General features: G+C 61.2%; 20 protein-coding genes. 8 read left to right on the top strand and 12 right to left on the bottom strand.

Annotated features, from left to right (window positions below):
• Positions 1 to 189 precede the first annotated feature (189 nt).
• Positions 190 to 1,581 (top strand): L-cystine transporter, encoded by a 1,392-nt coding sequence (locus tag GKKCFE_RS24300; RefSeq protein ID WP_445577196.1) that lies wholly within the window; start codon positions 190 to 192, stop codon positions 1,579 to 1,581.
• 104 nt (positions 1,582 to 1,685) lie between these two features.
• Here GKKCFE_RS24300 and GKKCFE_RS24305 read toward each other — a convergent pair whose 3' ends face one another.
• Positions 1,686 to 2,198 (bottom strand): dihydrofolate reductase, encoded by a 513-nt coding sequence (locus GKKCFE_RS24305; protein ID WP_188251417.1) that lies wholly within the window; start codon positions 2,196 to 2,198, stop codon positions 1,686 to 1,688.
• Between the two features lie 75 nt (positions 2,199 to 2,273).
• Here GKKCFE_RS24305 and GKKCFE_RS24310 point away from each other — a divergent pair, with 75 nt between their 5' ends.
• Both GKKCFE_RS24310 and GKKCFE_RS24315 read left to right on the top strand, forming a co-directional pair.
• Positions 2,274 to 3,641, top strand: coding sequence for a DUF2868 domain-containing protein (locus tag GKKCFE_RS24310; RefSeq protein ID WP_445578066.1), 1,368 nt, complete (start codon positions 2,274 to 2,276; stop codon positions 3,639 to 3,641).
• Positions 3,634 to 5,007, top strand: coding sequence for a DUF3482 domain-containing protein (locus GKKCFE_RS24315; protein ID WP_445577197.1), 1,374 nt, complete (start codon positions 3,634 to 3,636; stop codon positions 5,005 to 5,007). Before GKKCFE_RS24310 ends, GKKCFE_RS24315 begins: the two co-directional genes overlap by 8 nt.
• A 73-nt stretch (positions 5,008 to 5,080) precedes the next feature.
• Here the strand turns inward: GKKCFE_RS24315 and GKKCFE_RS24320 are convergent, their stop codons facing one another.
• Positions 5,081 to 5,572, bottom strand: coding sequence for a DUF523 domain-containing protein (locus tag GKKCFE_RS24320; RefSeq protein WP_139048926.1), 492 nt, complete (start codon positions 5,570 to 5,572; stop codon positions 5,081 to 5,083).
• 2 nt (positions 5,573 to 5,574) lie between these two features.
• The gene (locus GKKCFE_RS24325; protein WP_047226044.1) at positions 5,575 to 6,207 is read right to left on the bottom strand and encodes a 2OG-Fe(II) oxygenase; all 633 of its coding nucleotides are present in this window, start codon (positions 6,205 to 6,207) and stop codon (positions 5,575 to 5,577) included.
• A gap of 140 nt (positions 6,208 to 6,347) precedes the next feature.
• Between GKKCFE_RS24325 and GKKCFE_RS24330 the strand changes: the two genes are divergently transcribed.
• Complete coding sequence (locus tag GKKCFE_RS24330; RefSeq protein WP_188251420.1) at positions 6,348 to 7,091, top strand: DUF2059 domain-containing protein; 744 nt, start codon at positions 6,348 to 6,350, stop codon at positions 7,089 to 7,091.
• 133 nt (positions 7,092 to 7,224) lie between these two features.
• Here GKKCFE_RS24330 and GKKCFE_RS24335 read toward each other — a convergent pair whose 3' ends face one another.
• The gene (locus GKKCFE_RS24335) at positions 7,225 to 8,172 is read right to left on the bottom strand and encodes an alpha/beta hydrolase (protein ID WP_047226046.1); all 948 of its coding nucleotides are present in this window, start codon (positions 8,170 to 8,172) and stop codon (positions 7,225 to 7,227) included.
• A 107-nt stretch (positions 8,173 to 8,279) separates the two neighbouring features.
• Here GKKCFE_RS24335 and GKKCFE_RS24340 point away from each other — a divergent pair, with 107 nt between their 5' ends.
• From GKKCFE_RS24340 to GKKCFE_RS24350, 3 genes are all read left to right on the top strand, one after another.
• A complete protein-coding gene (locus GKKCFE_RS24340; protein ID WP_047226047.1) occupies positions 8,280 to 8,867 on the top strand; it encodes a DUF6436 domain-containing protein in 588 nt (195 codons plus the stop codon).
• 109 nt (positions 8,868 to 8,976) lie between these two features.
• Positions 8,977 to 11,385 carry a penicillin acylase family protein gene (locus tag GKKCFE_RS24345; RefSeq protein ID WP_139048924.1) on the top strand — a complete coding sequence of 803 codons (2,409 nt, stop codon included), beginning with the start codon at positions 8,977 to 8,979 and terminating at the stop codon, positions 11,383 to 11,385.
• Between the two features lie 104 nt (positions 11,386 to 11,489).
• Positions 11,490 to 11,831, top strand: coding sequence for a carboxymuconolactone decarboxylase family protein (locus GKKCFE_RS24350; RefSeq protein ID WP_047226049.1), 342 nt, complete (start codon positions 11,490 to 11,492; stop codon positions 11,829 to 11,831).
• 188 nt (positions 11,832 to 12,019) lie between these two features.
• Here GKKCFE_RS24350 and GKKCFE_RS24355 read toward each other — a convergent pair whose 3' ends face one another.
• From GKKCFE_RS24355 to GKKCFE_RS24390, 8 genes are all read right to left on the bottom strand, one after another.
• A complete protein-coding gene (locus GKKCFE_RS24355) occupies positions 12,020 to 12,904 on the bottom strand; it encodes an ABC transporter permease subunit (RefSeq protein WP_139048922.1) in 885 nt (294 codons plus the stop codon).
• Positions 12,901 to 13,821, bottom strand: a complete 921-nt coding sequence (locus GKKCFE_RS24360) for an ABC transporter permease subunit (protein ID WP_047226051.1) — start codon at positions 13,819 to 13,821, stop codon at positions 12,901 to 12,903. The genes GKKCFE_RS24355 and GKKCFE_RS24360 overlap by 4 nt, the downstream gene beginning before the upstream one ends.
• Positions 13,818 to 14,960 (bottom strand): ABC transporter ATP-binding protein, encoded by a 1,143-nt coding sequence (locus GKKCFE_RS24365; RefSeq protein WP_047226052.1) that lies wholly within the window; start codon positions 14,958 to 14,960, stop codon positions 13,818 to 13,820. Before GKKCFE_RS24365 ends, GKKCFE_RS24360 begins: the two co-directional genes overlap by 4 nt.
• 71 nt (positions 14,961 to 15,031) lie before the next feature.
• Positions 15,032 to 16,099, bottom strand: coding sequence for a polyamine ABC transporter substrate-binding protein (locus tag GKKCFE_RS24370; RefSeq protein WP_139049040.1), 1,068 nt, complete (start codon positions 16,097 to 16,099; stop codon positions 15,032 to 15,034).
• A 214-nt stretch (positions 16,100 to 16,313) separates the two neighbouring features.
• A complete protein-coding gene (locus tag GKKCFE_RS24375) occupies positions 16,314 to 17,426 on the bottom strand; it encodes a polyamine ABC transporter substrate-binding protein (protein WP_076386499.1) in 1,113 nt (370 codons plus the stop codon).
• 181 nt (positions 17,427 to 17,607) lie between these two features.
• Positions 17,608 to 18,972: an aspartate aminotransferase family protein gene (locus GKKCFE_RS24380; RefSeq protein WP_047226055.1), complete on the bottom strand. Its 1,365-nt coding sequence runs from the start codon at positions 18,970 to 18,972 to the stop codon at positions 17,608 to 17,610.
• A gap of 60 nt (positions 18,973 to 19,032) precedes the next feature.
• Positions 19,033 to 20,391, bottom strand: coding sequence for a glutamine synthetase family protein (locus tag GKKCFE_RS24385; RefSeq protein WP_047226056.1), 1,359 nt, complete (start codon positions 20,389 to 20,391; stop codon positions 19,033 to 19,035).
• Between the two features lie 41 nt (positions 20,392 to 20,432).
• Positions 20,433 to 21,209, bottom strand: coding sequence for a gamma-glutamyl-gamma-aminobutyrate hydrolase family protein (locus tag GKKCFE_RS24390; RefSeq protein ID WP_445577198.1), 777 nt, complete (start codon positions 21,207 to 21,209; stop codon positions 20,433 to 20,435).
• A gap of 278 nt (positions 21,210 to 21,487) precedes the next feature.
• Between GKKCFE_RS24390 and GKKCFE_RS24395 the strand changes: the two genes are divergently transcribed.
• Positions 21,488 to 22,864 carry a glutamine synthetase family protein gene (locus GKKCFE_RS24395; protein WP_047226058.1) on the top strand — a complete coding sequence of 459 codons (1,377 nt, stop codon included), beginning with the start codon at positions 21,488 to 21,490 and terminating at the stop codon, positions 22,862 to 22,864.
• The last annotated feature ends 25 nt before the right edge of the window (positions 22,865 to 22,889 follow it).

Here is a 22,889-nt window from a genome sequence, read left to right on the forward strand (position 1 = left end):
CTCTCCTGCCCGCGACCGCTTGCGTCTTGATACCGCCAGCGGCATGCCCATAAACGTCCTTGCCTTATTCCATAAACGACAATCTACATACCTTTTTATTATTAATTCATTAGATATCAGGCTGTTAGGCTTCCCGCCTCGCAGTCGCGGCTTCAGGCGACTGGCACAAGTCCTATCGGAGTTTTTTTGATGAATCTGCCGCTGATCCTCAATCTGCTGGTGTTCCTCGCCTTGCTGTTTGGTCTGGCGCAAACCCGTCACAGCACCTGGAGCCTGGCCAAAAAAGTCCTGCTGGCACTGGTGCTGGGCGTGGTGTTCGGCACCGTCCTGCACACGATTTACGGCGCCGGCAATCCGGTGCTGAAAGCCTCGATCGGCTGGTTTGACCTGGTGGGCAACGGCTATGTGCAGTTGCTGCAAATGATCGTGATTCCGCTGGTCTTCGCTTCAATTCTCAGCGCGGTAGCGCGCCTGCATAACGCCTCATCCCTGGGCAAGATCAGCTTCCTGACCATCGGCACACTGCTGTTCACCACCGCCATCGCCGCCCTTATCGGTATCGGCCTGACCAACCTGTTCGGTCTCACCGCCGAAGGCCTGGTGGCCGGCAGCCAGGAAATCGCACGCCTGCAGGTGATCCAGAGCGACTATGCCGGCAAGGTCGCAGACCTGAATATCCCGCAGTTGCTGCTCTCGTTCGTTCCGCAGAACCCCTTTGCCGACCTGGCCCGGGCCAAGCCGACCTCGATCATCAGCGTGGTGATATTCGCGGCCTTCCTGGGTGTCGCGGCACTGCAATTGCTCAAGGATGACGTGGAAAAAGGTCAGAAAGTGGTCAACGCCATCGACACCCTGCAAAGCTGGGTGACACGTCTGGTGCGGCTGGTGATGAAGCTGACCCCGTACGGCGTGCTGGCGCTGATGACCAAAGTGGTGGCCGGCTCCAACGTCCAGGACATCATCAAGCTTGGCAGTTTCGTGGTGGTGTCGTACCTGGGTCTGGGCCTGATGTTCGTGGTTCACGGTCTGCTGGTGTCCGCCGCTGGAATCAACCCGTTACGTTTTTTCCGCAAGATATGGCCGGTCCTGACCTTCGCCTTCACCAGCCGCTCCAGCGCCGCGACCATCCCGCTGAGTATCGAAGCCCAGACCAGCCGCCTCGGCATTCCACGGGCCATTGCCAGCTTCAGCGCGTCGTTCGGCGCCACCATCGGCCAGAACGGCTGCGCCGGCCTCTACCCGGCCATGCTGGCGGTGATGGTCGCGCCGACCGTGGGCATCAACCCGCTGGATCCGGTGTGGCTCGCGACGCTGGTAGCGATCGTGACCTTGAGCTCGGCCGGGGTGGCCGGTGTCGGTGGAGGCGCGACATTTGCCGCGCTAATCGTGCTGCCGGCCATGGGCTTGCCGGTTTCACTGGTGGCGCTGCTGATTTCCGTCGAGCCACTGATCGACATGGGCCGCACAGCGTTGAACGTCAGCGGTTCGATCACTGCCGGGGCGATCACCAGCCAGGTGATGCAGCAGACCGACAAGGCTTTGCTGGATGCCGAGGAGCATGGGGAGTTGGTGCAGGCTTGATTGCCCGATACTTGTGGGAGTAAAGCTTGCTCGCGAAGAACGGATGCGGTTCGACTGAAGCGCCGCGTCGTCTGAATCGCCAGCAAGCTTTGCTCCCACATGGCTTACAGCTTTTCCCACACCTCAAAGCTGTAGGCCGGCTTGTCGCCCTCGGCCGGATTCGGCTGGTTCGACACCTGTTTCCACTGGCTCGAATCGAACGCCGGAAACCAGGCATCGCCGTCCGGGCTCAGCGCCACACGGGTCAGGTACAGTCGGTCCGCCTGCTCCAGGGCCTGGGCGTACAGCTGGGCGCCGCCGATCAACATCAGTTCGTCGACACCCTGCTGCAACGCCCACGCCTCGGCCCGTTCCACCGCTGCCTCCAGCGTGGAAAAGACTTCCGCGCCCTCCAGCAAGAGGCCAGGCTGACGACTGACCACGATGTTCAAGCGCCCCGGCAGCGGCCGCCCCAGGGAGTCCCAGGTCTTGCGGCCCATGATGATGGGCTTGCCCAAGGTGGTAGCCTTGAAGTATTTAAAGTCCCCCGGCAAGTGCCAGGGCATGCTGTTGTCGACGCCGATCACACGGTTTTCACCGAGGGCTGCGATCAGGCTTAAAGGGAGTGTTTTTTTCATGCCGGCGAGGATACCAGAGGCCACAGCGGTTATGCTCAACCCTCATTTGCGACGGAAGCGCCTGTGTCTGAGCCTCTGACAGAACTGCACGACCTCTGGTTGACCGAGACGGTACGTCTGCGTGAAGAACACGCCGGCCCGCTCGAAGATCAGGAGGCCAATCGCCTGGCCCGCGCGGCGGGTGGCGATTTATCCAGCCGTATCCGTCACCGCGCCCGCTGGCTGGCCGAGCGCGACGGGCTCAGCCAGGCTTTGCATCACTGGCTGCAAGGGGCGCGCCTGGCGCTGATCATAATGGCTGTGCTCGCCATCATCAGTGGCGCTGGCCTGGGCTTTGCCGCACTCGGCGACGGACACACGCCGGTCAATGTGTTCTGGGCCCTGGGCAGCCTGTTGGCGTTAAACCTGATCTTGCTTATCGGCTGGGCCCTGGGCCTGATCTTTGCGGGTGAGCAAGGTGCAACGCTGGGGCGCCTGTGGTTGTGGCTCAGCGAAAAACTCGCCCGCGATGCCAAGGCTGCGCAACTGGCGCCAGCCCTGCTGCTGTTATTGCAACGGCACAAGCTCAATCGCTGGGCCCTCGGTGCGCTGGTCAATGGTTTGTGGCTGCTGGCGATGCTCAGCGCGCTGGTCATCGTACTGATGCTGATGGCCACCCGGCGCTACGGTTTTGTATGGGAAACCACCATTCTCGGCGGTGAGACCTTCGTCGTCATGACCCAGGCCCTCGGCGCCCTGCCCGCCCTACTGGGTTTGAGCGGGCCAACCGAAGAGATGATTCGCGCCAGTGGCGATGCCGCGCTGAATATCGAAAGCGCCCGCCAGGCCTGGGCCGCTTGGCTGGTGGGCGTGACGCTGGTCTACGGCGTGTTGCCGCGCCTGTGTCTGGCGCTGGTGTGCCTGTGGCGCTGGCGTCGCGGCCGCGCCACGCTGCGCCTGGACTTGAACCTGCCAGGTTATGCCCAACTGCGGGAGCGGCTGATGCCCAGTAGCGAGCGCCTGGGGATCAGCGATGCCGCGCCCGCGCAATTGCATCAAATTGAAAGTGACGTTGGCGCGCTGCAAAGCGACGGTGCGCTGCTGGTGGCGATCGAACTGGACGACCGGCCTTGGCCACCGAAACTGCCAGGCACGGTGAAAAACGCCGGAGTGCTCGACAGCCGCGAATCGCGCCACAAACTCCTCGAACAATTGTCACGCTTTCCTCCCGCGCGCCTGGCGATTGCCTGCGACCCACGACGTTCACCGGATCGTGGCAGCCTGGCGCTGATCGCCGAACTGGCCCGCAGCGCCGGCGCCACCCGCATCTGGTTGTTGCAGGCACCGCCCGGGCAAGCGCTGGACGCTGAACGCCTGGGCGATTGGCACAACGCGCTGCAACAGTTGCAATTGCCCTTCGCGGACTGCGCGCCTTTGAACTGGCTGGAGACCGGCCATGACTGAACCCACCAAGCCGCTGAAGCTGGCCGTGGTTGGCCACACCAATGTGGGCAAAACCTCCTTGCTGCGCACACTGACCCGGGACGTCGGCTTCGGCGAAGTGTCCCACCGCCCCAGCACAACCCGACACGTCGAGGGCGCGCGCCTGTCGGTGGACGGCGAAGCGTTGCTGGAGCTGTACGACACGCCGGGCCTGGAAGACGCCATCGCCCTGCTTGACTACCTCGAACGCTTGGAGCGCCCCGGTGAGCGCTTGGACGGGCCGGCACGCCTGGCGCGATTCCTGGACGGCAGCGAGGCACGACAACGCTTCGAACAGGAAGCCAAAGTGCTGCGACAATTGCTCGCCAGCGATGCCGGACTCTATGTGATCGATGCGCGAGAGCCGGTGCTGGCCAAGTACCGGGATGAGCTTCAAGTGCTCGCCAGTTGCGGCAAACCGCTGCTGCCAGTGTTGAATTTCGTCAGCAGCGCCAGCCACCGCGAGCCCGACTGGCGCGAAGCCCTGGCACGGTTGGGGCTGCACGCTCTGGTGCGTTTCGACAGCGTCGCTCCGCCCGAGGATGGCGAGCGACGCCTGTATGAAAGCCTCGCGCTGTTGCTGGAAAGCGCCCGTGGGCAACTGGAACGACTGGTCGCCGATCAACAGGCCCAACGGCTGGCCCGTCAACGGAGCGCGCAGCGCTTGATCGCCGAACTGCTGATCGATTGCGCCGCTTGCCGACGCAGCGTAGCCAGCGATGCCGAGCTGGAACGACAGGCCATCAGCGAGCTGCGCAACGCCGTGCGTCAACGGGAGCAGCGCTGCGTCGAAGCCTTGCTCAAGCTCTACGCCTTCCGCCCCCAGGACGCCGCCGCCAGCGATTTGCCTCTACTCGACGGCCGCTGGGGCGATGACCTGTTCAATCCTGACACCCTCAAACAGCTAGGTGTGCGTGTGGGTGGCGGGATCGCGGCGGGCGCAGCGGCCGGTGCCGGCGTGGATTTGCTGGTGGGCGGTCTGACCCTCGGCGCCGCCGCCCTGGCCGGCGCCATTGCCGGTGGCGCCCTGCAAACCGCCCGCAGCTACGGGAACAGGTTGATGGGCAAGCTCAAGGGCCAGCGGGAGCTGACAGTGGACGACAGTGTGCTACGCCTGTTGGCCCTGCGCCAACGGCAACTGTTGCAAGCCCTCAACCAGCGCGGCCATGCGGCAATGGACAGCATCCACATCGCCACACCCCAGGATAAAACCTGGCGCGAGGGCAAACTGCCCGAAGCGCTGAACAAGGCCAGAGCGTACCCGCAATGGTCGTCGCTTAATCCGCAGGCGCGGTTGAGCCAATCGGAACGCCAGGAACAGATCGAGCAGTTGGCCGAGCAGCTCTAGATGACACAACCCCTGTGGCAAGGGGATTTGTGGGAGCAAGGCTTGCCCGCGATGAGAGTGTCGCTACCGGTGCTTATTCGTCGGTCAAGGCACTGAGCGCCGCCGCAGCTTCTGCCAATTCCAACTCACTGAACACTTGCACCCCATGACGTTTGAGCAAGGCCGCCGTCACGCCTTCGCCAGGCACTTTCACGCCGCTGAACGTGCCGTCGTAGGTCAACAGATTGCCGCACGACGGGCTGTTGGCCTTGAGCACGGCGATACGGATAGCGTGTTCGCGCACCCGCTCCAGCGCTTGATACGCGCCGGACAGAAACTGTTCACTGACGTCTTCACCCTCGGTGGTGATCACCGTCGCCTGGCCGTCGAGCACCTGCGTGCCTTGCCCACCGGGAATTTCTGCCGCCGCCCGAGGCGTGGGCAAGCCGCCGGCGACTTCCGGGCACAGCGGCACGACCCGACCTTCGTCGAGCCAGCGTTGAAGCTGATCGAACGGGCCACTGGCACCGCCGTCGTAGCGCACGCGGTGTCCGAGCAGGCAGCGGCTGACGAGGATCTTTTCCATGCTCAGAACACCTCGGTGCCGCGGCGCCGGAACCAGCCGGTCAAGGACAGGCGATCTCGCGCCGCCGGCAGGACTTCATGGGGGATGTCCCCCGACAGGAACACCACCAGACAACCGCCGGTGGGCACCACGTCGTGCTCCACGCCATCGTCCAGGTACATGCGTAACTGGCCGCCATGCTCCGGCAACCAGGCGTCGTTGAGGTAAAGCACCGCCGACACCATGCGTCGATCGTCATCGCGAAAGCGGTCGACGTGCTTGAGGTAGAAGGCGCCAGGAGGGTACAGCGCGAAGTGGCTTTCGAAATCCTCCAGCCCCAGGAACAACCCGCGATTGATCGCCTCCCGCAAGCTGTCCATCAAGCCCAGGTAACGGTCGCACGCTTGCGCCTGACCGGGCTCGATCCATTGGATACGATCACCCCGAATCCCTTCACGAATCTCCGAAAACGGCCCGCGCCCGACCGCCGCCGGGGCCAGTTCGCCTTCGGCGGCGCGCTGGCGACATTCGGCTGCCAGGGCGCGGGTCAGCGCGTCCGGCAGGAAGATATTCTGCTGCGACCAGCCGCGCTCGGCCAGGTCGTCGACGATACGTAACAGCAGTGGGTGATCAGAAGGTATTTGCATGGCGCGCATAGTATTCCTGTGCCTGCAAAACCGACAGCGCCGCGCAGCGGGTTTGTCACGCCTGATGGCGCAGGCGCAGGAACTTGATACGAATTCTCGACAAGTCCCCACACCCCACGGAGAATAGTCGGCTGCTGACAGGAGTCCCTATGCGCCGTTTGCTTTTCTCATTGTTGATGTTCTGTGCGTTGCCCACCTGGGCAGACAGCTACGACCAGTTGTACAAGGTCGCCGGCTGGCCGGAACAACGGGCGCATTTCAATGACGCCTTGAGCGCCGCGCAGCAGCGTTACCAGAGCAGCCTGCCACCGGCAGTGTTCCAGGCACTGGTCAACAACAGCAATCAACGCTTTGCCCCCCAGGCCATGGACCAGCGGGCCGAGGCGCAATTGCGCAAGAACCTCACCGACCCAGCCCCGGCCCTGAGTTTTTTTCAGTCGCCCCTGGGCCGCAAAGTCGTGGCAGCCGAGCTGCTGGCGACCCGTCGCGACCAATTGGCGAAGAACGCCAAGGGCCTGCCGAAGATGCAAGTCAGTGACAACCGCCTATTGATCATCGGCCATCTGGCCCAGTCCCTGCCCGCCCGCGAGGCCGGCGCCGAAGTCAGCCTGGCGATCGCCGGCGTGGCGGCGGACAGCCTGAGCTCGATGATCCCCGGCCTGCTGGGTGCCGGCCAGGCCCAGGGCATGCTGAACGGTCAGCGCCAGCGTCTGATGGAGCAGATCGGCGCAGACCTGAACAACACACTGCTGTACGTCTACCGCGACCTGACGGACACCGAGCTGGAGGAGTTCGCCACCTTCGCCGAGTCGGCTGAGGGCCAGGCTTATTATCAAGCGGCCTTGGCAGCGATTCGGGCGGGGTTGGCGGTGGGGCAGACTCTCGGGCAATAGATAGATCTTCAGCGCCCCTGACACCGCTATCGCGAGCAGGCTCGCTCCCACAGGGTGTTTGAGTGAACTCAGATTTTGTGATCGTCGAAAAACCAGTGTGGGAGCGAGCCTGCTCGCGATAGCAATAGCCCGGTCAGCGCCGAACCCGGCTCATCCGCTTCGTCAGAAATCCAAACATCTCCTGCCGCATCGCCAGCGCCTCATTCGCCAGGTGATGCCGGCCTTCGGGCAACATCAGCACCTGGGGCCGATCGAACTTGCTGCGCAACACTTGCAGGTTATGCGCCCAATCCACCGTCATGTCCGCCTGGCCCTGCACGATCAAGGGCTGGCGCGGGCTGCTCGGGGCGACTTCGATACGCTTGATCCATTGCCCCAACGCTCCGACCCACGCGGTGGGCAGGCGCAGCGGTTGCAACGGGTCGGCTTGCAGGAATGGCAGGAAGTCCGGGTCGGTGGAGTTCTCGCTGAAACGTCGGGCGATGCCGGTTACAAAGGGTTTGAGCAAGTAGTAACTCAGGCGCGACCAGCCCCAGGCCCGCGGCCGCACCAAGGGCGACAGCAGTATGACCTGACCTTGGGCAGGGCTGTGCTGGCCTTGGTTGAGCACGTGATCAACCACGATGGCCCCTCCGGTGCTTTGTCCGCACAGATGCCAGGGTTGCGGCAGCTCCAGCGTCCCGGCCTCGGTCAGCAGGCCTTGCAACGTGGCCTGGTACTCGGCGAAATCACCGATGCTGGCGCGTTCGCCACTGGACAGGCCGTGGCCCGGCAGGTCGCAGGCGATCACGGCGAATTTCTGCTCCAGCGCCCACTCGATCAAGTGCCGGTACAACCCCATATGGTCGTAATAGCCGTGGAACAGAAACAGCGTCGCTAGCGCTTTTTCCGGCCACCAGACCTGACCGACCAACTCATATCCGTCTATCTCGAAACGCCCCAGGCCCTTGCGCAACGTGCGGTGGGGGAAATCCAGGCCGTAGAACCGCTGATAAGCCAGCGCCTGCGCAGACAGCGGCTGCCACTGAGCCAAAGGTTGCAGGCTGGCACGCAGGTGATCGGGGTCGAAACTGACGGGCATAGGATTTCCACATAAAAGCGCAACGCGCGAAACAGACTTTGTAGGCCTGCGATATTCATCTGTCGCGCCAGGCATGGCAAGCTACGTGGCCTCAGAGGATCGACTCCATGCGCCCGTCCCACCGAACGACCTTGCTTGCCAGCTTGCTTGCCCTCGGGTGCGCCGCCGTGTTGTGGATCGCCTACGACTGGTTTCAGGGCCGCTTTCTGCGAGCGTTCAGTGAACACACGGCGGTATTTTCCGGCGACCCTTTGCGCCTCCCCCCCGGCCTGGCCGGCCCTGGCCCGATCCGTCTGGTGCATTTCTGGGATCCCGCCTGCCCATGCAACGTCGGCAACCAACAGCACCTTTCCGAGCTGGTGGAGAAATACGCCCCCCAAGGTGTCGAGTTTTATGCAGTCCAAAAAACCGGCAGTCAGGGCCAATTGCCGACCACGCTGAGCAGCCTCAAACCGCTTTCGGTGCTCCCCGGCTCAAGCCAGATTCCCGCCAGTCCGGCAGTAGCGATCTGGGATCGCAGCGGCAAACTGGCGTACTTCGGCCCCTACAGCGAAGGCCTGACCTGCAATTCGAGCAACAGCTTCATCGAGCCGATTCTCGAGGCCCTGAGCAGCGGCCGGGCGGTGAATGCGACCCACACGCTGGCGGTAGGGTGTTATTGCCCGTGGGGGCAGGACACATCCGCCAAAGAATAGGCCGCAGGGAAAATCCCCCAAGCAAGGATACGCAGACACCCGGCGGCATGTTAAACATGGGAATAAACAGCGAAACCATGGGACCGCTGTCACTCAATAAGGATTTAGCATGAAACGCACCCTCATCGCCTTCCTGTCATTGGTCGTCACCGCCATCATCGTCGCGGGCGGCTACCTCTACAGCAAGCAGCCCACCCGCCAGGGCACGGTGCAGCTGCAAGGTCTGCAAGGCTCGGTGACCGTGCGCTACGACGAACGCGGCGTGCCGCATATCCGTGCTGAAAACGAAACCGACCTGTACCGCGCCCTGGGTTATGTCCATGCCCAGGACCGGCTGTTTCAAATGGAGATCATGCGCCGCCTCGCCCGTGGCGAACTGGCCGAGGTACTCGGGCCGAAGCTGCTCGACACCGACAAACTGATGCGCAGCCTGCGCATTCGCGAACGCGCCGCGACCTATCTGACGGAACAGGACCCACAGTCCCCGGCCTGGATCGCGATGCAGGCGTACCTGGATGGCATCAACCGCTACCAGGAAACCCACGCCAGACCGGTGGAGTTCGATGTGCTGGGCATCCCCAAGCGTCCTTTCACCGCAGAGGACACCGTGAGCATTGCCGGCTACATGGCCTACAGCTTTGCGGCCGCGTTTCGCACCGAGCCGCTTTTGACTTACGTGCGCGATCAACTGGGCAGCGACTACCTGAACATTTTCGACCTCGACTGGCAGCCCAATGGCGTGCTGGCCGAGACTCGCAAGAGCGGCCTGCCCCTGGCCGCCGCCGACTGGAAAGACCTCAACGCCCTGGCCCGTCTCAGTGAACAGGCCCTGGCCGAAAACGGCCTGCCGCAGTTCGAAGGCAGCAACGCCTGGGCGGTCTCCGGCAGCCGCACCCACAGCGGCAAACCGTTGCTGGCGGGCGACCCGCATATTCGCTTTTCCGCGCCGTCGGTGTGGTACGAGGCGCACCTGTCGGCCCCGGGTTTCGAGCTTTACGGGCATTACCAGGCGCTGATGCCCTTTGCGACGCTGGGCATGAACAAGGATTTCGGCTGGAGCGTCACGATGTTCCAGAACGACGACCTGGACCTGATCGTCGAACGGGTCAACCCGGATAATCCCGAGCAGGTCTGGTATCGCGACCAATGGGTGGACATGACCCGCAGCGAACAACAGATCGCAGTCAAGGGCCAGGCGCCGGTGACGCTGCAGCTGCGCCAGTCGCCCCATGGCCCGATCGTCAACGACGCCCTCGGCGCCCACGCCGGCAAGACCCCCATCGCCATGTGGTGGGGGTTCCTGGAAAGCCGCAACCCGATCCTCGAAGCCTTCTACCAGCTCAATCGCGCCGACACCCTGACCAAGGCTCGCAGCGCGTCAGCCAAGATCCACGCGCCAGGGCTGAATGTGGTGTGGGCCAACGCCAAGGGCGATATCGGCTGGTGGGCCGCGGCGCAATTGCCCAAGCGGCCGGCCGGCGTGAAGCCCGGTTTCATGCTCGATGGCGGCAGCGCAGAGGCGCAGAAGGAGGGTTTCTACCCCTTCAGCAGCAACCCCCAGGAAGAAAACCCGGCGCGAGGCTACATCGTGTCAGCCAATTTCCAGCCGGTATCGGCCAGCGGCATGGAAATTCCGGGTTATTACAACCTTGCCGACCGCGGCCAGAAACTCAACCTCCAACTGGGCGACAAGCAGGCCAAGTGGGACATCGAGACCACACGTGAACTGCAACTGGGCACCACCACCCCCTACGGCCGGCGCTTGCTCGCGCCTTTGCTACCGGTGCTGCGTAACGAGGTCAGCGACCCCCAGGAACGCAAATGGGTGGAGCAACTGGCCCAATGGCAGGGCGACTATCCGCTGGGCTCCATCAGCGCCACACTGTTCAACCAGTTCCTCTTCAACCTGGCCGACGCCGCGCTGCACGATGAATTGGGCGACGAGCTCTTCGAAACCGCGCTGTCGACCCGAGTGATCGACGCCGCGCTGCCACGCCTGGCGGCATCAGAGGATTCGCCCTGGTGGGACGATCGCACCACCCCGGGCAAGGAGACCCGTGTCGACACGGTGATGAGCGCTTGGGGCAAGAGCCTGGCGCACCTCAAGGCCACCTTCGGTGACGATGCCAGCCAATGGCAATGGGGCAAGGCGCACACCCTCACCCATGGTCATCCACTGGGCCTGCAAAAGCCGCTGGACCGGATCTTCAACGTCGGCCCCTTTGCTGCACCCGGCACCCATGAAGTGCCCAATAACCTCTCGGCCAAAATCGGCCCGGCGCCCTGGCCAGTGACCTATGGCCCTTCCACCCGGCGCATCATCGATTTCGCCGATCCGGCCCACAGCGTCACCGTCAACCCCGTCGGCCAAAGCGGCGTGCCGTTCGACCCGCATTACGCGGATCAGGCCGAGTCTTACATCGAAGGGCTGTACTACCAGGCGCATCTGGCCGAAATAGAAGTGATGGCCAATACCCGCAGCACCTTGAAGCTGCTGCCGGTCGGGGCCGAACCCTGAGCCCAATGACAGGCAACGCTTTTCATCAATTAACAGGCTTGGGCGTTATTTATGGTCAAGACTGGAAGGGTTTAACAACTACCCCTCTTTATGGAGTCAACCCCATGTTCATCAACTGGTCCGAACTGCTGCCCACCATCAAAAGTGCCTTCGGCGCCCTGGGCAAAAGCAATCCGAAAATGGTCAAGGCCTACATGGCCCTGGATGAAGCCGCGGCCGATAACAACGTGCTGGATGCCAAGACCCGGGAGCTGATCTCCATCGCCGTGGCGATCACGACCCGCTGTGACGGCTGCATCGGCGTGCATACTGATGCAGCCATCAAGGCCGGCGCCACCCGCGAAGAGATCGCCGCCACCCTGGCCACTGCGGTTTCGCTGAATGCCGGCGCGGCGTATATCTACTCCCTGCGGGCGCTGGAAGCGCATGATGCGTTGAAGAAGTGAGAGGCGATCACTGAGATCTTCATTGACTGCTACGCCGCTATCGCGAGCAGGCTCGCTCCCACATTGGACTTGGGCCTGCCCCCGGATTTGTGGGCAACAAAAAGACCTGTGGGAGCTTCGCTGTCCCTGGAAAGGATGGCTAAATAAACCATCCAAGACAGTTGCTCCCACAGTGACTCAGCGTCCGGTCAGACCGGCGCGGCTGCCCGGCGCGGGTCTGGCTGTTTCCAGGAGTCGGCGGCGCTTTCTTCGATAGCTTGCTGGATCGCCCGCTTGCGGTTTTCTTCGGCGCGGCGGCTGAAGTACCAGACCAGGAAAGTTACCAACGATACGGCCAGCAGGATCAGGCTCGCCACGGCATTGATTTCCGGTTTGACCCCCAGGCGTACCGCCGAGAACACTTCCATCGGCAAGGTTGTCGAGCCCGGGCCGGAGACGAAACTCGCCAGCACCAGATCGTCCAGCGACAAGGCGAACGACATCATGCCCCCCGCCGCCAGCGATGGCGCGATCATCGGGATGGTGATCAGGAAGAACACCTTCCACGGCCGCGCCCCCAGGTCCATGGCCGCTTCTTCGATGGACAGGTCCAGTTCACGCAAGCGTGCCGAGACCACCACCGCCACATAGGCCGAGCAGAACGTGGTGTGGGCGATCCAGATCGTGACCAAGCCACGCTCCTGGGGCCAGCCGATCATCTGCGCCATCGCCACGAACAGCAGCAACAACGACAGACCGGTGATCACTTCCGGCATCACCAGTGGTGCGGTGACCAGGCCGCCGAACAGCGTGCGGCCCTTGAAATGAGTAATACGGGTCAATACGAAGGCCGCCAGTGTACCCAGGGCCACCGCGGCGATCGCCGTATAGCAGGCGATTTCCAGCGAGCGCACCACCGAGCCCATCAACTGGCTGTTGTCCAGCAGACCGACGTACCACTTGATCGACCAGCCGCCCCACACCGTCACCAGTTTCGAAGCGTTGAAGGAGTAAATCACCAGGATCAGCATTGGCGCATAGATGAACAGCAGACCCAGCACCAGCATCAGGCTTGAAAAACTGAAGCGCTTCATTCCTTGCCCTCCATTTCTTTGGCCTGACTGCGGTTGAATAGGATGATGGGCACGATCAGGATCGCCAGCATCACCACTGCCAGCGCGGACGCCACCGGCCAGTCACGGTTGTTGAAGAATTCCTGCCACAGCACTTTGCCGATCATCAGGGTTTCCGGGCCACCCAGCAGTTCCGGGATCACGAACTCGCCCACCACCGGGATGAATACCAGCATGCAGCCGGCGATGATGCCGTTCTTGGACAGCGGCACGGTGATTTTCCAGAAACTGTTGAAGGTGCTCGACCCCAGGTCGGACGCCGCTTCCAGCAGGCTCGGGTCATGCTTCACCAGGTTGGCGTAGAGCGGCAGGATCATGAACGGCAGGTACGAGTAGACGATGCCGATGTAGACCGCCAGGTTGGTGTTGAGGATCTGCAGCGGTTCGCTGATCCAGCCCATGCTCATCAAAAAGCCGTTGAGCAGACCGTTGTTGCTGAGGATGCCCATCCACGCATAGACGCGGATCAGGATCGCGGTCCAGGTCGGCATCATGATCAGCAGCAGGAGCACCGTTTGCAGGTCCGGGCGGGCCTTGGCGATGGCGTAGGCCATCGGGTAGCCGATCAGCAGGCACAAGACGGTGCTGATCAGGGCCATCTTCAGCGAGCCGAGGTAGGCGGCGATGTACAGATCATCTTCGCTGAGCAGCACATAGTTACTGAAGTTGAGCAGCACCTGCAGCTTCTGGTCGATGTAGCTGTAGATCTCGGTGTACGGCGGAATGGCCACGTCGGCTTCGGCAAAACTGATCTTCAGGACGATGAAGAACGGCAGCATGAAGAACAGGAACAGCCAGATGAAGGGCACCCCGATGACCAGTTGACGGCCACCGGGCGTTATTCGGTCGAGTCGGCGTTTGAATTTGCGCATGTTCATGAGCGAAGCACCACGCCGCTGTCGTCTTCCCACCACACGAATACCTGGTCGCCCCAGGTCGGACGCTGACCACGGCGCTCGGCGTTGGCGACAAAGGACTGCACCAGCTTGCCGCTCGGCAATTCGACGTAGAACACCGAATGGCCGCCCAGGTAGGCGATGTCATGGACCTTGCCGCTGGACCAGTTGTGCTCGCAGTCCGGCTGCTCGGCGGTGACCAGCAGTTTTTCCGGGCGGATGGCGTAGGTGACCGATTTGTCCTGCACCGAGGTACTGATGCCGTGGCCCACGTAGATGTTGCGGTCCAGGTCCTTGCAAGTCAGCACCGCGTGGCCTTCGGCGTCGTCCACCACTTCGGTCTCGAAGATGTTGACGTTGCCGATGAACTCGCAGACCAGCCGGCTGGTGGGGGTTTCGTAGATGTCGATCGGGCTGCCGATCTGGGCGATCCAGCCCAGGTGCATGATCGCGATGCGCTCGGCCATGGTCATGGCCTCTTCCTGATCGTGGGTCACCATGACGCAGGTTACGCCAACCCGCTCGATGATCTCGACCAGCTCAAGCTGCATCTGCGAGCGCAGCTTCTTGTCCAAGGCGCCCATCGGTTCGTCGAGCAGCAACAGCTTGGGCCGCTTGGCCAAGGAACGGGCCAGGGCCACACGTTGACGCTGGCCGCCGGAGAGCTGATGCGGCTTGCGCTTGGCGTACTGGCTCATCTGCACCAGCTTGAGCATTTCGGCCACGCGGGCGTCGATCTCGGCTTTCGGGATTTTGTCCTGCTGCAGGCCGAAAGCAATGTTCTGCGCCACGGTCATGTGGGGGAACAAGGCGTAGGACTGGAACATCATGTTGATCGGCCGCTCATAGGGCGGCATGTCGGTGATGTCTACACCGTCGAGGAAAATGCGCCCCTCCGTGGGCCGTTCGAAACCCGCCAGCATGCGGAGCAAGGTGGATTTGCCCGATCCCGAACCGCCGAGCAGGGCGAAGATTTCGCCTTTCTTGATTTCCAGGGACACATCGTCCACGGCAATCGTCTCGTCGAACTTTTTCGTGACCCGGTCGATTTTGACCAACACCTGCTTGGGTGTCTGGTCGCCCTCGAGGGCTTTCTTATAGGCGCCGGAGGCAACTGCCATTTACGAAACTCCCACAAAATTTGCAGCTCGCCCTGCGCGGACGAGCCTTGGAATAGTTAAAGCGCTTGACGCTATTTGCCTGACTTGACCCTGGTCCAGCTGCGGGTCATGACGCGCTGGATCTTGGGCGGCAGCTCGGAGTTGACGTACAGCTTGTCAATGACCGCTTGCGGTGGGTAAACCGCTTCGTCGGTGCGCACTTGCTGGTCCATCAACTCGCCGGCCTTGGGATTGGGGTTCGCATAGCCGACGGCGTCACTGACTTGGGCGATCACCTCAGGCTTGAGCAAATAGTTGATGAAGGCGTGGGCTTCTTTGACGTTGGAGGAATCGCGCGGGATCGCCAGCATGTCGAACCAGAGGTTGGCGCCTTCCTTGGGAATCACATAAGCGATCTCGATGCCCTTTTTCGCTTCTTCAGCACGTTCGCGGGCTTGGAAGATGTCACCGGAGAAACCGGCAGCCACGCAGATCTCGCCATTGGCCAGGTCGGAGATGTATTTGGAAGAGTTGAAGTAGGTGACGTAAGGCCGGATCTTGAGAAGTTGAGCCTCGGCCTTCTTGTAGTCTTCAGGGTTCTGGCTGTTGGGGTCCAGGCCCAGGTAATTGAGCATCGCCGGGATCATCTCGTCGCCCGAATCGAGGAACGAAACGCCACAGCTGGAGAGTTTCTTGATGTTTTCCGGTTCGAACAGCATGGCCCACGAGTCGATCTTGTCGACGCCCAGTGCAGCCTTGACCTTCTCGACGTTGTAGCCGATGCCGTTGGTGCCCCACAGATAAGGCACGGCGTACTGATTGCCCGGATCATTCTTTTCCAGGCGCTTGAGCAGCACCGGGTCCAGGTTGGCGTAGTTGCTCAACTGCGACTTGTCGAGCTTCTGGAACGCCCCGGCCTTGATCTGCTTGCCCAGAAAATGGTTGGACGGCACGACCACGTCGTAGCCGGTACGACCGGCCAGCAGTTTGCCTTCCAGGGTTTCGTTGGAGTCGAAGACGTCGTACACCGGTTTGATCCCCGTGGCCTTTTCAAAGTCCGCCAGGGTGGTCTCGCCGATGTAATCCGACCAGTTATAAATATGCACGGTGGAGGCAGCCTGGACGCTGACGGCAAGCGTCAGTCCGGCACCGATCAGCATGGCATTGCGTAACAAAGAAAAAACAGGCACGTGGAGGTCCTCTTAAATAGTTGGGCCCAAGTTGCCCCCGTTACCTGGCAGCGATGTGCCCTGCAACAAAACCGGCGCGCAACTTACCCTCGATAAACCGATCCAGCAAAACTTTTAGTCATTTAATTATTCCCGTTGCCGCCGCCGCGATGCCGGCGACAACAGGAAGATGCCTCAGACCGGCTTACTTGCCAGACTTGATCTTGGTCCAGCTGCGGGTGATCAGACGCAACGTGCCGGCATCCAGATCACTGATTGCATACAGCTGCTTCTTCACTTCGTCAGACGGGTAGATGCTCGGATCGCTGGTGATGTCCTTGTCCACCAGTGGCGTGGCCGCCTTGTTGCCGTTCGGGAAACGTACGGCGTTGGTGATTTCAGCCATGATCTGCGGCTGCATCAGGAAGTTCATGAACTTGTAGGCGGATTCGACGTTCTCGGCGTCCTTGGGAATGGCGACCATGTCGTAGAAAGTGCCGGCGCCTTCTTTTGGAATGACGTAGCTGAGCTTGACCTTGTCTCCCGCTTCCTTGGCGCGCTCCTTGGACTGCTCCAGGTCACCGGAGTAGCCCACGGCCACGCAGATGTTGCCGTTGGCCAGGTCTGAGATGTATTTGGAGGAGTGGAAATAGGCAACCGAAGGACGAATCTTCAGGAACAGGTCTTCAGCGGCCTTCAGGTCAGCCTTGTCCTTGCTGTCGGTCGGCTTGCCCAGGTAATGCAGTGCCGCCGGGATCATCTCGGTCGGTGCATCGAGGAAGCTCACGCCGCAGCTCTTGAGCTTGGCCATGTTTTCCGGTTTGAACACCACGTCCCACGAATCGATCTTGTCGATACCCAGTGCGGCCTTGACCTTCTCCGGGTTGTAGCCAATACCGATGGAGCCCCACATGTAGGGGAAGGCATATTTGTTGCCCTTGTCGCTGGCATCGCCCACGGCCTTGAGCAGGTCGGTGTCCAGGTTCTTCCAGTCCGGCAGCTTGGACTTGTCCAGCTCCTGGTAAACACCGGCCTTGATCTGCTTGGCCAGGAAGTTGTTCGACGGCACCACGATGTCATAACCGGACTTGCCCGCCAGCAACTTGGCTTCCAGGGTCTCGTTGCTGTCGAACACGTCGTAGACGACCTTGATCCCCGTCTCTTTCTCGAACTTGGCGACCGTGTCCGGTGCAATGTAATCGGACCAGTTATAGACGTGCAGCACTTTGTCGTCCGCCTGAACAGCACTCGCCATCACGCCCGTCAGGGACATGGCGAGGAGGGTCTTGCCAGCCATCTTCATACCTAATGTCTTCATGCCTAATGCCTTCATGAAAAATGCTCCAGTTATTCTTCTTAGCCGTCGTTCAGTAGCCGGCTCGCGGGCAACTTGAACAGCCGGTAGTCTGGCAAGTTACAGGCCAGCCTTTCAACAAAAGCCCAGCCTTTTGTTTACGCCGGACGAGGCCCGTACGGGCGCCTCGCTCAGAGCCTAGCACTTAGCCTTGCAACGCACTGAGCGTCAGGTCCAGGCAGTGCCGCGCCTTGGTCACCAGTTCATCGATCTCGGCCTTGCTGATCACCAGCGGCGGCGCAATGATCATGGTGTCACCCACGGCGCGCATGATCAGCCCGTTATCAAAACAGAACTGCCGGCAGATCATGCCCACACCCCTGCCTTCGTAGCGCTTGCGCGTGGCCTTGTCCTGAACCAGTTCAATCGCCCCCAGCAAGCCGACACCGCGTACCTCACCCACCAGCGGATGATCGTTCAGTTCCCGCAGGCGCTGTTGCAAATAGGGTGCCGTTTCGCCATGAACACGCTCGACGATCTTTTCGTCGCGCAGAATGCGGATGTTTTCCAAGGCCACCGCAGCGGCTACCGGGTGACCGGAATAGGTAAACCCGTGGTTGAAGTCGCCGCCTTCGTTGAGCACTGCCACCACATCGTCACGCACGATCAGGCCGCCCATGGGGATGTAACCGGAGGTCAGGCCCTTGGCGATGGTCATCATGTGGGGTTTCAACCCGTAATGATCGGTACCGAACCACTCACCTGTGCGACCGAAACCACAGATCACTTCATCGGCCACGAACAGGATGTCGTACTTGGCGAGGATTTCCTTCATGCGCGGCCAGTAGCTGTCCGGCGGCACAATGACTCCGCCCGCGCCCTGGATCGGCTCGGCGATGAAGGCACCGACATTGTCCACGCCGATTTCCAGGATCTTTTCTTCCAGCTGGTTGGCCGCCCATACGCCGAACTCTTCCGGGCTCATGTCGCCGCCCTCGCCGAACCAGTACGGTTGGGCGATGTGGACAATGCCGGGGATCGGCAGGTCGCCCTGCTCGTGCATGTACGTCATGCCGCCCAGGCTCGCGCCGGCCACGGTCGAACCGTGATAACCGTTCTTGCGGCTGATGATGACTTTTTTGTTCGGCTGGCCCTTGATCGCCCAGTAGTGGCGGACCATGCGCAGCATGGTGTCGTTGCCTTCGGAGCCGGAGCCGGTGAAGAACACGTGGTTCATGCCTTCAGGGGCGATGTCGGCGATGGCTTTGGACAATTCCAGCACCGGCGGGTGAGCGGTCTGGAAGAACAGATTGTAGTACGGCAGCTCGCGCATCTGCTGACTGGCGGCGTCGGCCAGTTCGTCGCGGCCGTAGCCGACGGCCACGCACCAGAGGCCGGCCATGCCATCGAGGATCTTGTTGCCTTCACTGTCCCACAGGTAAACGCCCTTGGCGTGGGTGATGATGCGCGGGCCTTTCTCTTTGAGCTGCTTGAAGTCGCTGAATGGCGCCAGGTGGTGATCGTTGCTCAGGGCCTGCCATTTACGGGTTTGCGGATTGTTGCCGGTCATGCGAATTCTCCTTGTAGATCGGTGGGGACGGAACTGCCTGAAGCAGTCCCGCCCGGCGCTTCAGACGGCAAAGAGCAGGAATTCCCGCTCCCACGAACTGATGACGCGCTTGAAGTTTTCATGCTCGGCCCGCTTGACCGCGACGTAGCCTGTGATGAATTTCTTGCCCAGGTATTTCTCGATGGTGGCGCTGTTTTCCATGCGCTCGAGGGCATCTTCGATGGTCAGTGGCAGGCGCAGGTTGCGACGTTCATACCCTCGCCCCACCACCGGCGCGCTCGGGTTGATGCCTTCGACCATGCCGATGTAGCCGCACAACAGGCTGGCGGCGATCGCCAGGTACGGGTTGGCGTCGGCGCCCGGCAAACGGTTTTCCACCCGACGGTTCTGCGGCCCGGCTTCCGGCACGCGCAGGCCCACGGTGCGGTTCTCTTCACCCCATTCCACGTTCACCGGCGCCGACGTATCCGGCAGGAAGCGGCGGAACGAGTTCACGTTGGGGGCAAACAGCGGCAGCAGCTCGGGGATGAACTTCTGCAGACCTCCAATGTGATTCAGGAACAGCGTGCTCATGGTCCCGTCTTCATTGGAAAAGACGTTCTTGCCGGTGTCTTTGTCGATGATGCTCTGGTGCAGGTGCATCGCACTGCCGGGCTCGCCGGTCATGGGCTTGGCCATGAAAGTGGCGGCAACGTTGTGCTTGAGCGCCGCCTCGCGCATGGTGCGCTTGAACACCAGGATCTGGTCGGCCAGGGACAAGGCGTCGCCGTGACGGAAATTGATCTCCATCTGCGCCGTGCCGTCCTCATGGATCAGCGTGTCGAGGTCCAGCTCCTGCAGTTCGCACCAGTCGTAGACATCTTCGAACAACGGGTCGAATTCGTTGGCCGCTTCGATCGAGAACGACTGACGGCCGGTTTCCGGGCGACCGGAGCGGCCAATGGGCGGCTGCAACGGGAAGTCCGGGTCGTCGCTGCGCTTGGTCAGGTAGAACTCCATTTCCGGCGCGACGATCGGCTGCCAGCCCTTGTCGGCATAGAGCTTGAGCACTTTCTTGAGCACGTTGCGCGGCGACAGTTCGATGGGATTGCCATGCTTGTCGTAGGAGTCGTGGATAACCTGGGCGGTGGGCTCGATGGCCCAGGGCACAAGGAACACTGCGTTTTCGTCCGGGCGGCACATCATGTCGATGTCGGCAGGGTCGAGCAGTTCGTAATAGATGTCGTCTTCGACATAGTCGCCCGTAACGGTCTGGAGCAGAACGCTCTCGGGCAGGCGCATGCCTTTTTCGGCAATGAACTTGTTGGTCGGCGAAATCTTGCCCCGGGTGATGCCGGTCAGGTCGCCAATCATGCATTCGACTTCTGTGATCTTATGGTCTTTCAACCAATCGGTGAGCTGGTCGAGGTTGTTACTCATAAATGCCTCTAGGCGTGAGTTTCCTGGCTGCTATTTAGTAGTCAGGCGTTGTTTGACGCATCGGCGTCGCGTTGTGTTGCCCTTGCCCGGCAGGCATCGCCAAATGCCTGGAAAATCGCAAGGTAGTACGGGTTGGAGCTTACCTCCCATTCAGGGTGCCATTGCACACCTAAAGCAAAAGCCTTGCCTCCTGGCACCGAAACAGCCTCGATCAGGCCATCCGGCGCCACCGCTTCGGCCTGCAACCCGGGTGCCAGACGCTCGATACCCTGGCTGTGGATCGAATTGACCTGAATCGCCAGCGGCAGCCCCAGCCCTGCCAGAATACCGCCAGGCTGGATATGCACGGCGTGGGCAGGACCGTATTGGACATCCACCGCTTGAGTGTCGTCTTCACGATGATCGATGAACGTTCCGACTTCATGAACTTTCTGATGCAGGCTGCCGCCAAAGGCTACGTTCATCTCCTGGAACCCACGGCAGATACCCAGCACCGGGATGCCGGCCGCTACAGCGGCGCGGATCAACGGCAGGGTGGTGGCATCCCGTGCAGGATCATGAGCAGTGCCCGGCGCGCTGGCGGGGCCCTGATAGTGAAAAGGTTCTACATTAGAAGGAGAGCCAGTAAAAAGAATGCCGTCCAGGGCGTCCAGAATATCGGACGGCGGGAACAGATCCGCCAGGGACGGAAGCAGCACTGGCAAGCCCTTGGCGGCTGTCGCGACAGCCCGGGAATATTTATCGCCACTGACGTGATACGCATGCAGACCCATCTGCCTGGAGCAGGTGGTGACGCCGATTAACGGCAGGCGAGACATGAAGCACCCCGGTATTATTGCTGTTATGGGTTTGAATCGAGCTTAGCCTTGTTCATTTTTTTACACAACACCCCCGTAAAAAATACAACACGGCCCGCTCAAGCCTGCGGGCGCCACTGCCCTCAAAGGGAAAAAAACGCCCCAAATTGCCTCAAAAAAGCCCCGCAGGTGCTTTTTTAGAGCAAAAAAGGCCCAGCTTGACTTCGGCATGCCGTTCGGGTTGACTGGGTTTAGAAGAGATCAATGATTGATATTTTTAACAACAAAGGTGTTGCATCATGTCGGTACCCCCGCGTGCCGTTCAGCTTAACGAAGCGAACGCGTTCCTTAAGGAACATCCTGAGGTTCTGTACGTTGACCTTCTGATTGCGGATATGAATGGTGTGGTGCGCGGCAAGCGCATTGAACGCACCAGCCTCCACAAGGTTTACGAGAAAGGCATCAACCTGCCGGCCTCTTTATTTGCCCTGGATATCAACGGCTCCACGGTGGAAAGCACCGGCCTGGGCCTGGACATCGGCGACGCTGACCGGATCTGTTATCCAATCCCTGACACCCTGTGCAACGAGCCATGGCAGAAGCGCCCTACCGCGCAACTGTTAATGACCATGCACGAACTTGAAGGTGACCCTTTCTTCGCCGACCCTCGCGAAGTCCTGCGCCAGGTCGTGACCAAGTTCGATGAGCTGGGCCTGACCATCTGCGCGGCATTCGAACTGGAGTTCTACCTGATCGACCAGGAGAACGTGAATGGACGCCCACAACCGCCCCGCTCGCCGATCTCCGGCAAACGCCCGCACTCGACACAGGTCTACCTGATCGACGACCTCGACGAATACGTCGATTGCCTCCAGGACATTCTGGAGGGAGCCAAGGAGCAAGGCATTCCCGCCGATGCCATCGTCAAGGAAAGTGCCCCGGCGCAGTTCGAAGTGAACCTGCACCACGTGGCCGACCCGATCAAGGCCTGCGACTACGCGGTACTGCTCAAGCGCCTGATCAAGAACATCGCCTACGACCATGAAATGGACACCACCTTCATGGCCAAGCCGTATCCGGGCCAGGCGGGCAATGGCCTGCACGTCCACATTTCGATCCTGGATAAAGATGGCAAGAATATTTTTGCCAGCGAGGATCCCGAGCAGAACGCCGCACTGCGTCACGCGATCGGCGGTGTGCTCGAGACCCTGCCGGCGCAGATGGCTTTCCTCTGCCCGAACGTGAACTCCTACCGTCGTTTCGGCGCACAGTTCTACGTGCCGAACTCGCCAACCTGGGGCCTGGACAACCGCACCGTGGCCCTGCGCGTACCCACCGGCTCCGCCGATGCGGTGCGTCTGGAACACCGCGTGGCCGGCGCCGACGCCAACCCGTATCTGCTGATGGCCGCCGTACTGGCTGGCGTGCACCATGGCCTGGTCAACAAGATCGAGCCCGGTGCGCCGGTGGAAGGCAACAGCTACGAGCAGAACGAGCAAAGCCTGCCGAACAACCTGCGCGATGCCCTGCGCGAGCTGGACGACAGCGAAGTCATGGCCAAGTACATCGATCCGAAATACATCGATATCTTCGTGGCCTGCAAGGAAAGCGAGCTGGAGGAGTTCGAACACTCCATCTCCGACCTTGAGTACAACTGGTACCTGCATACCGTGTAAGCGGGTTGCAGTAAAAAAACGCCGC

The organism is Pseudomonas sp. E141, from assembly GCF_052659885.1.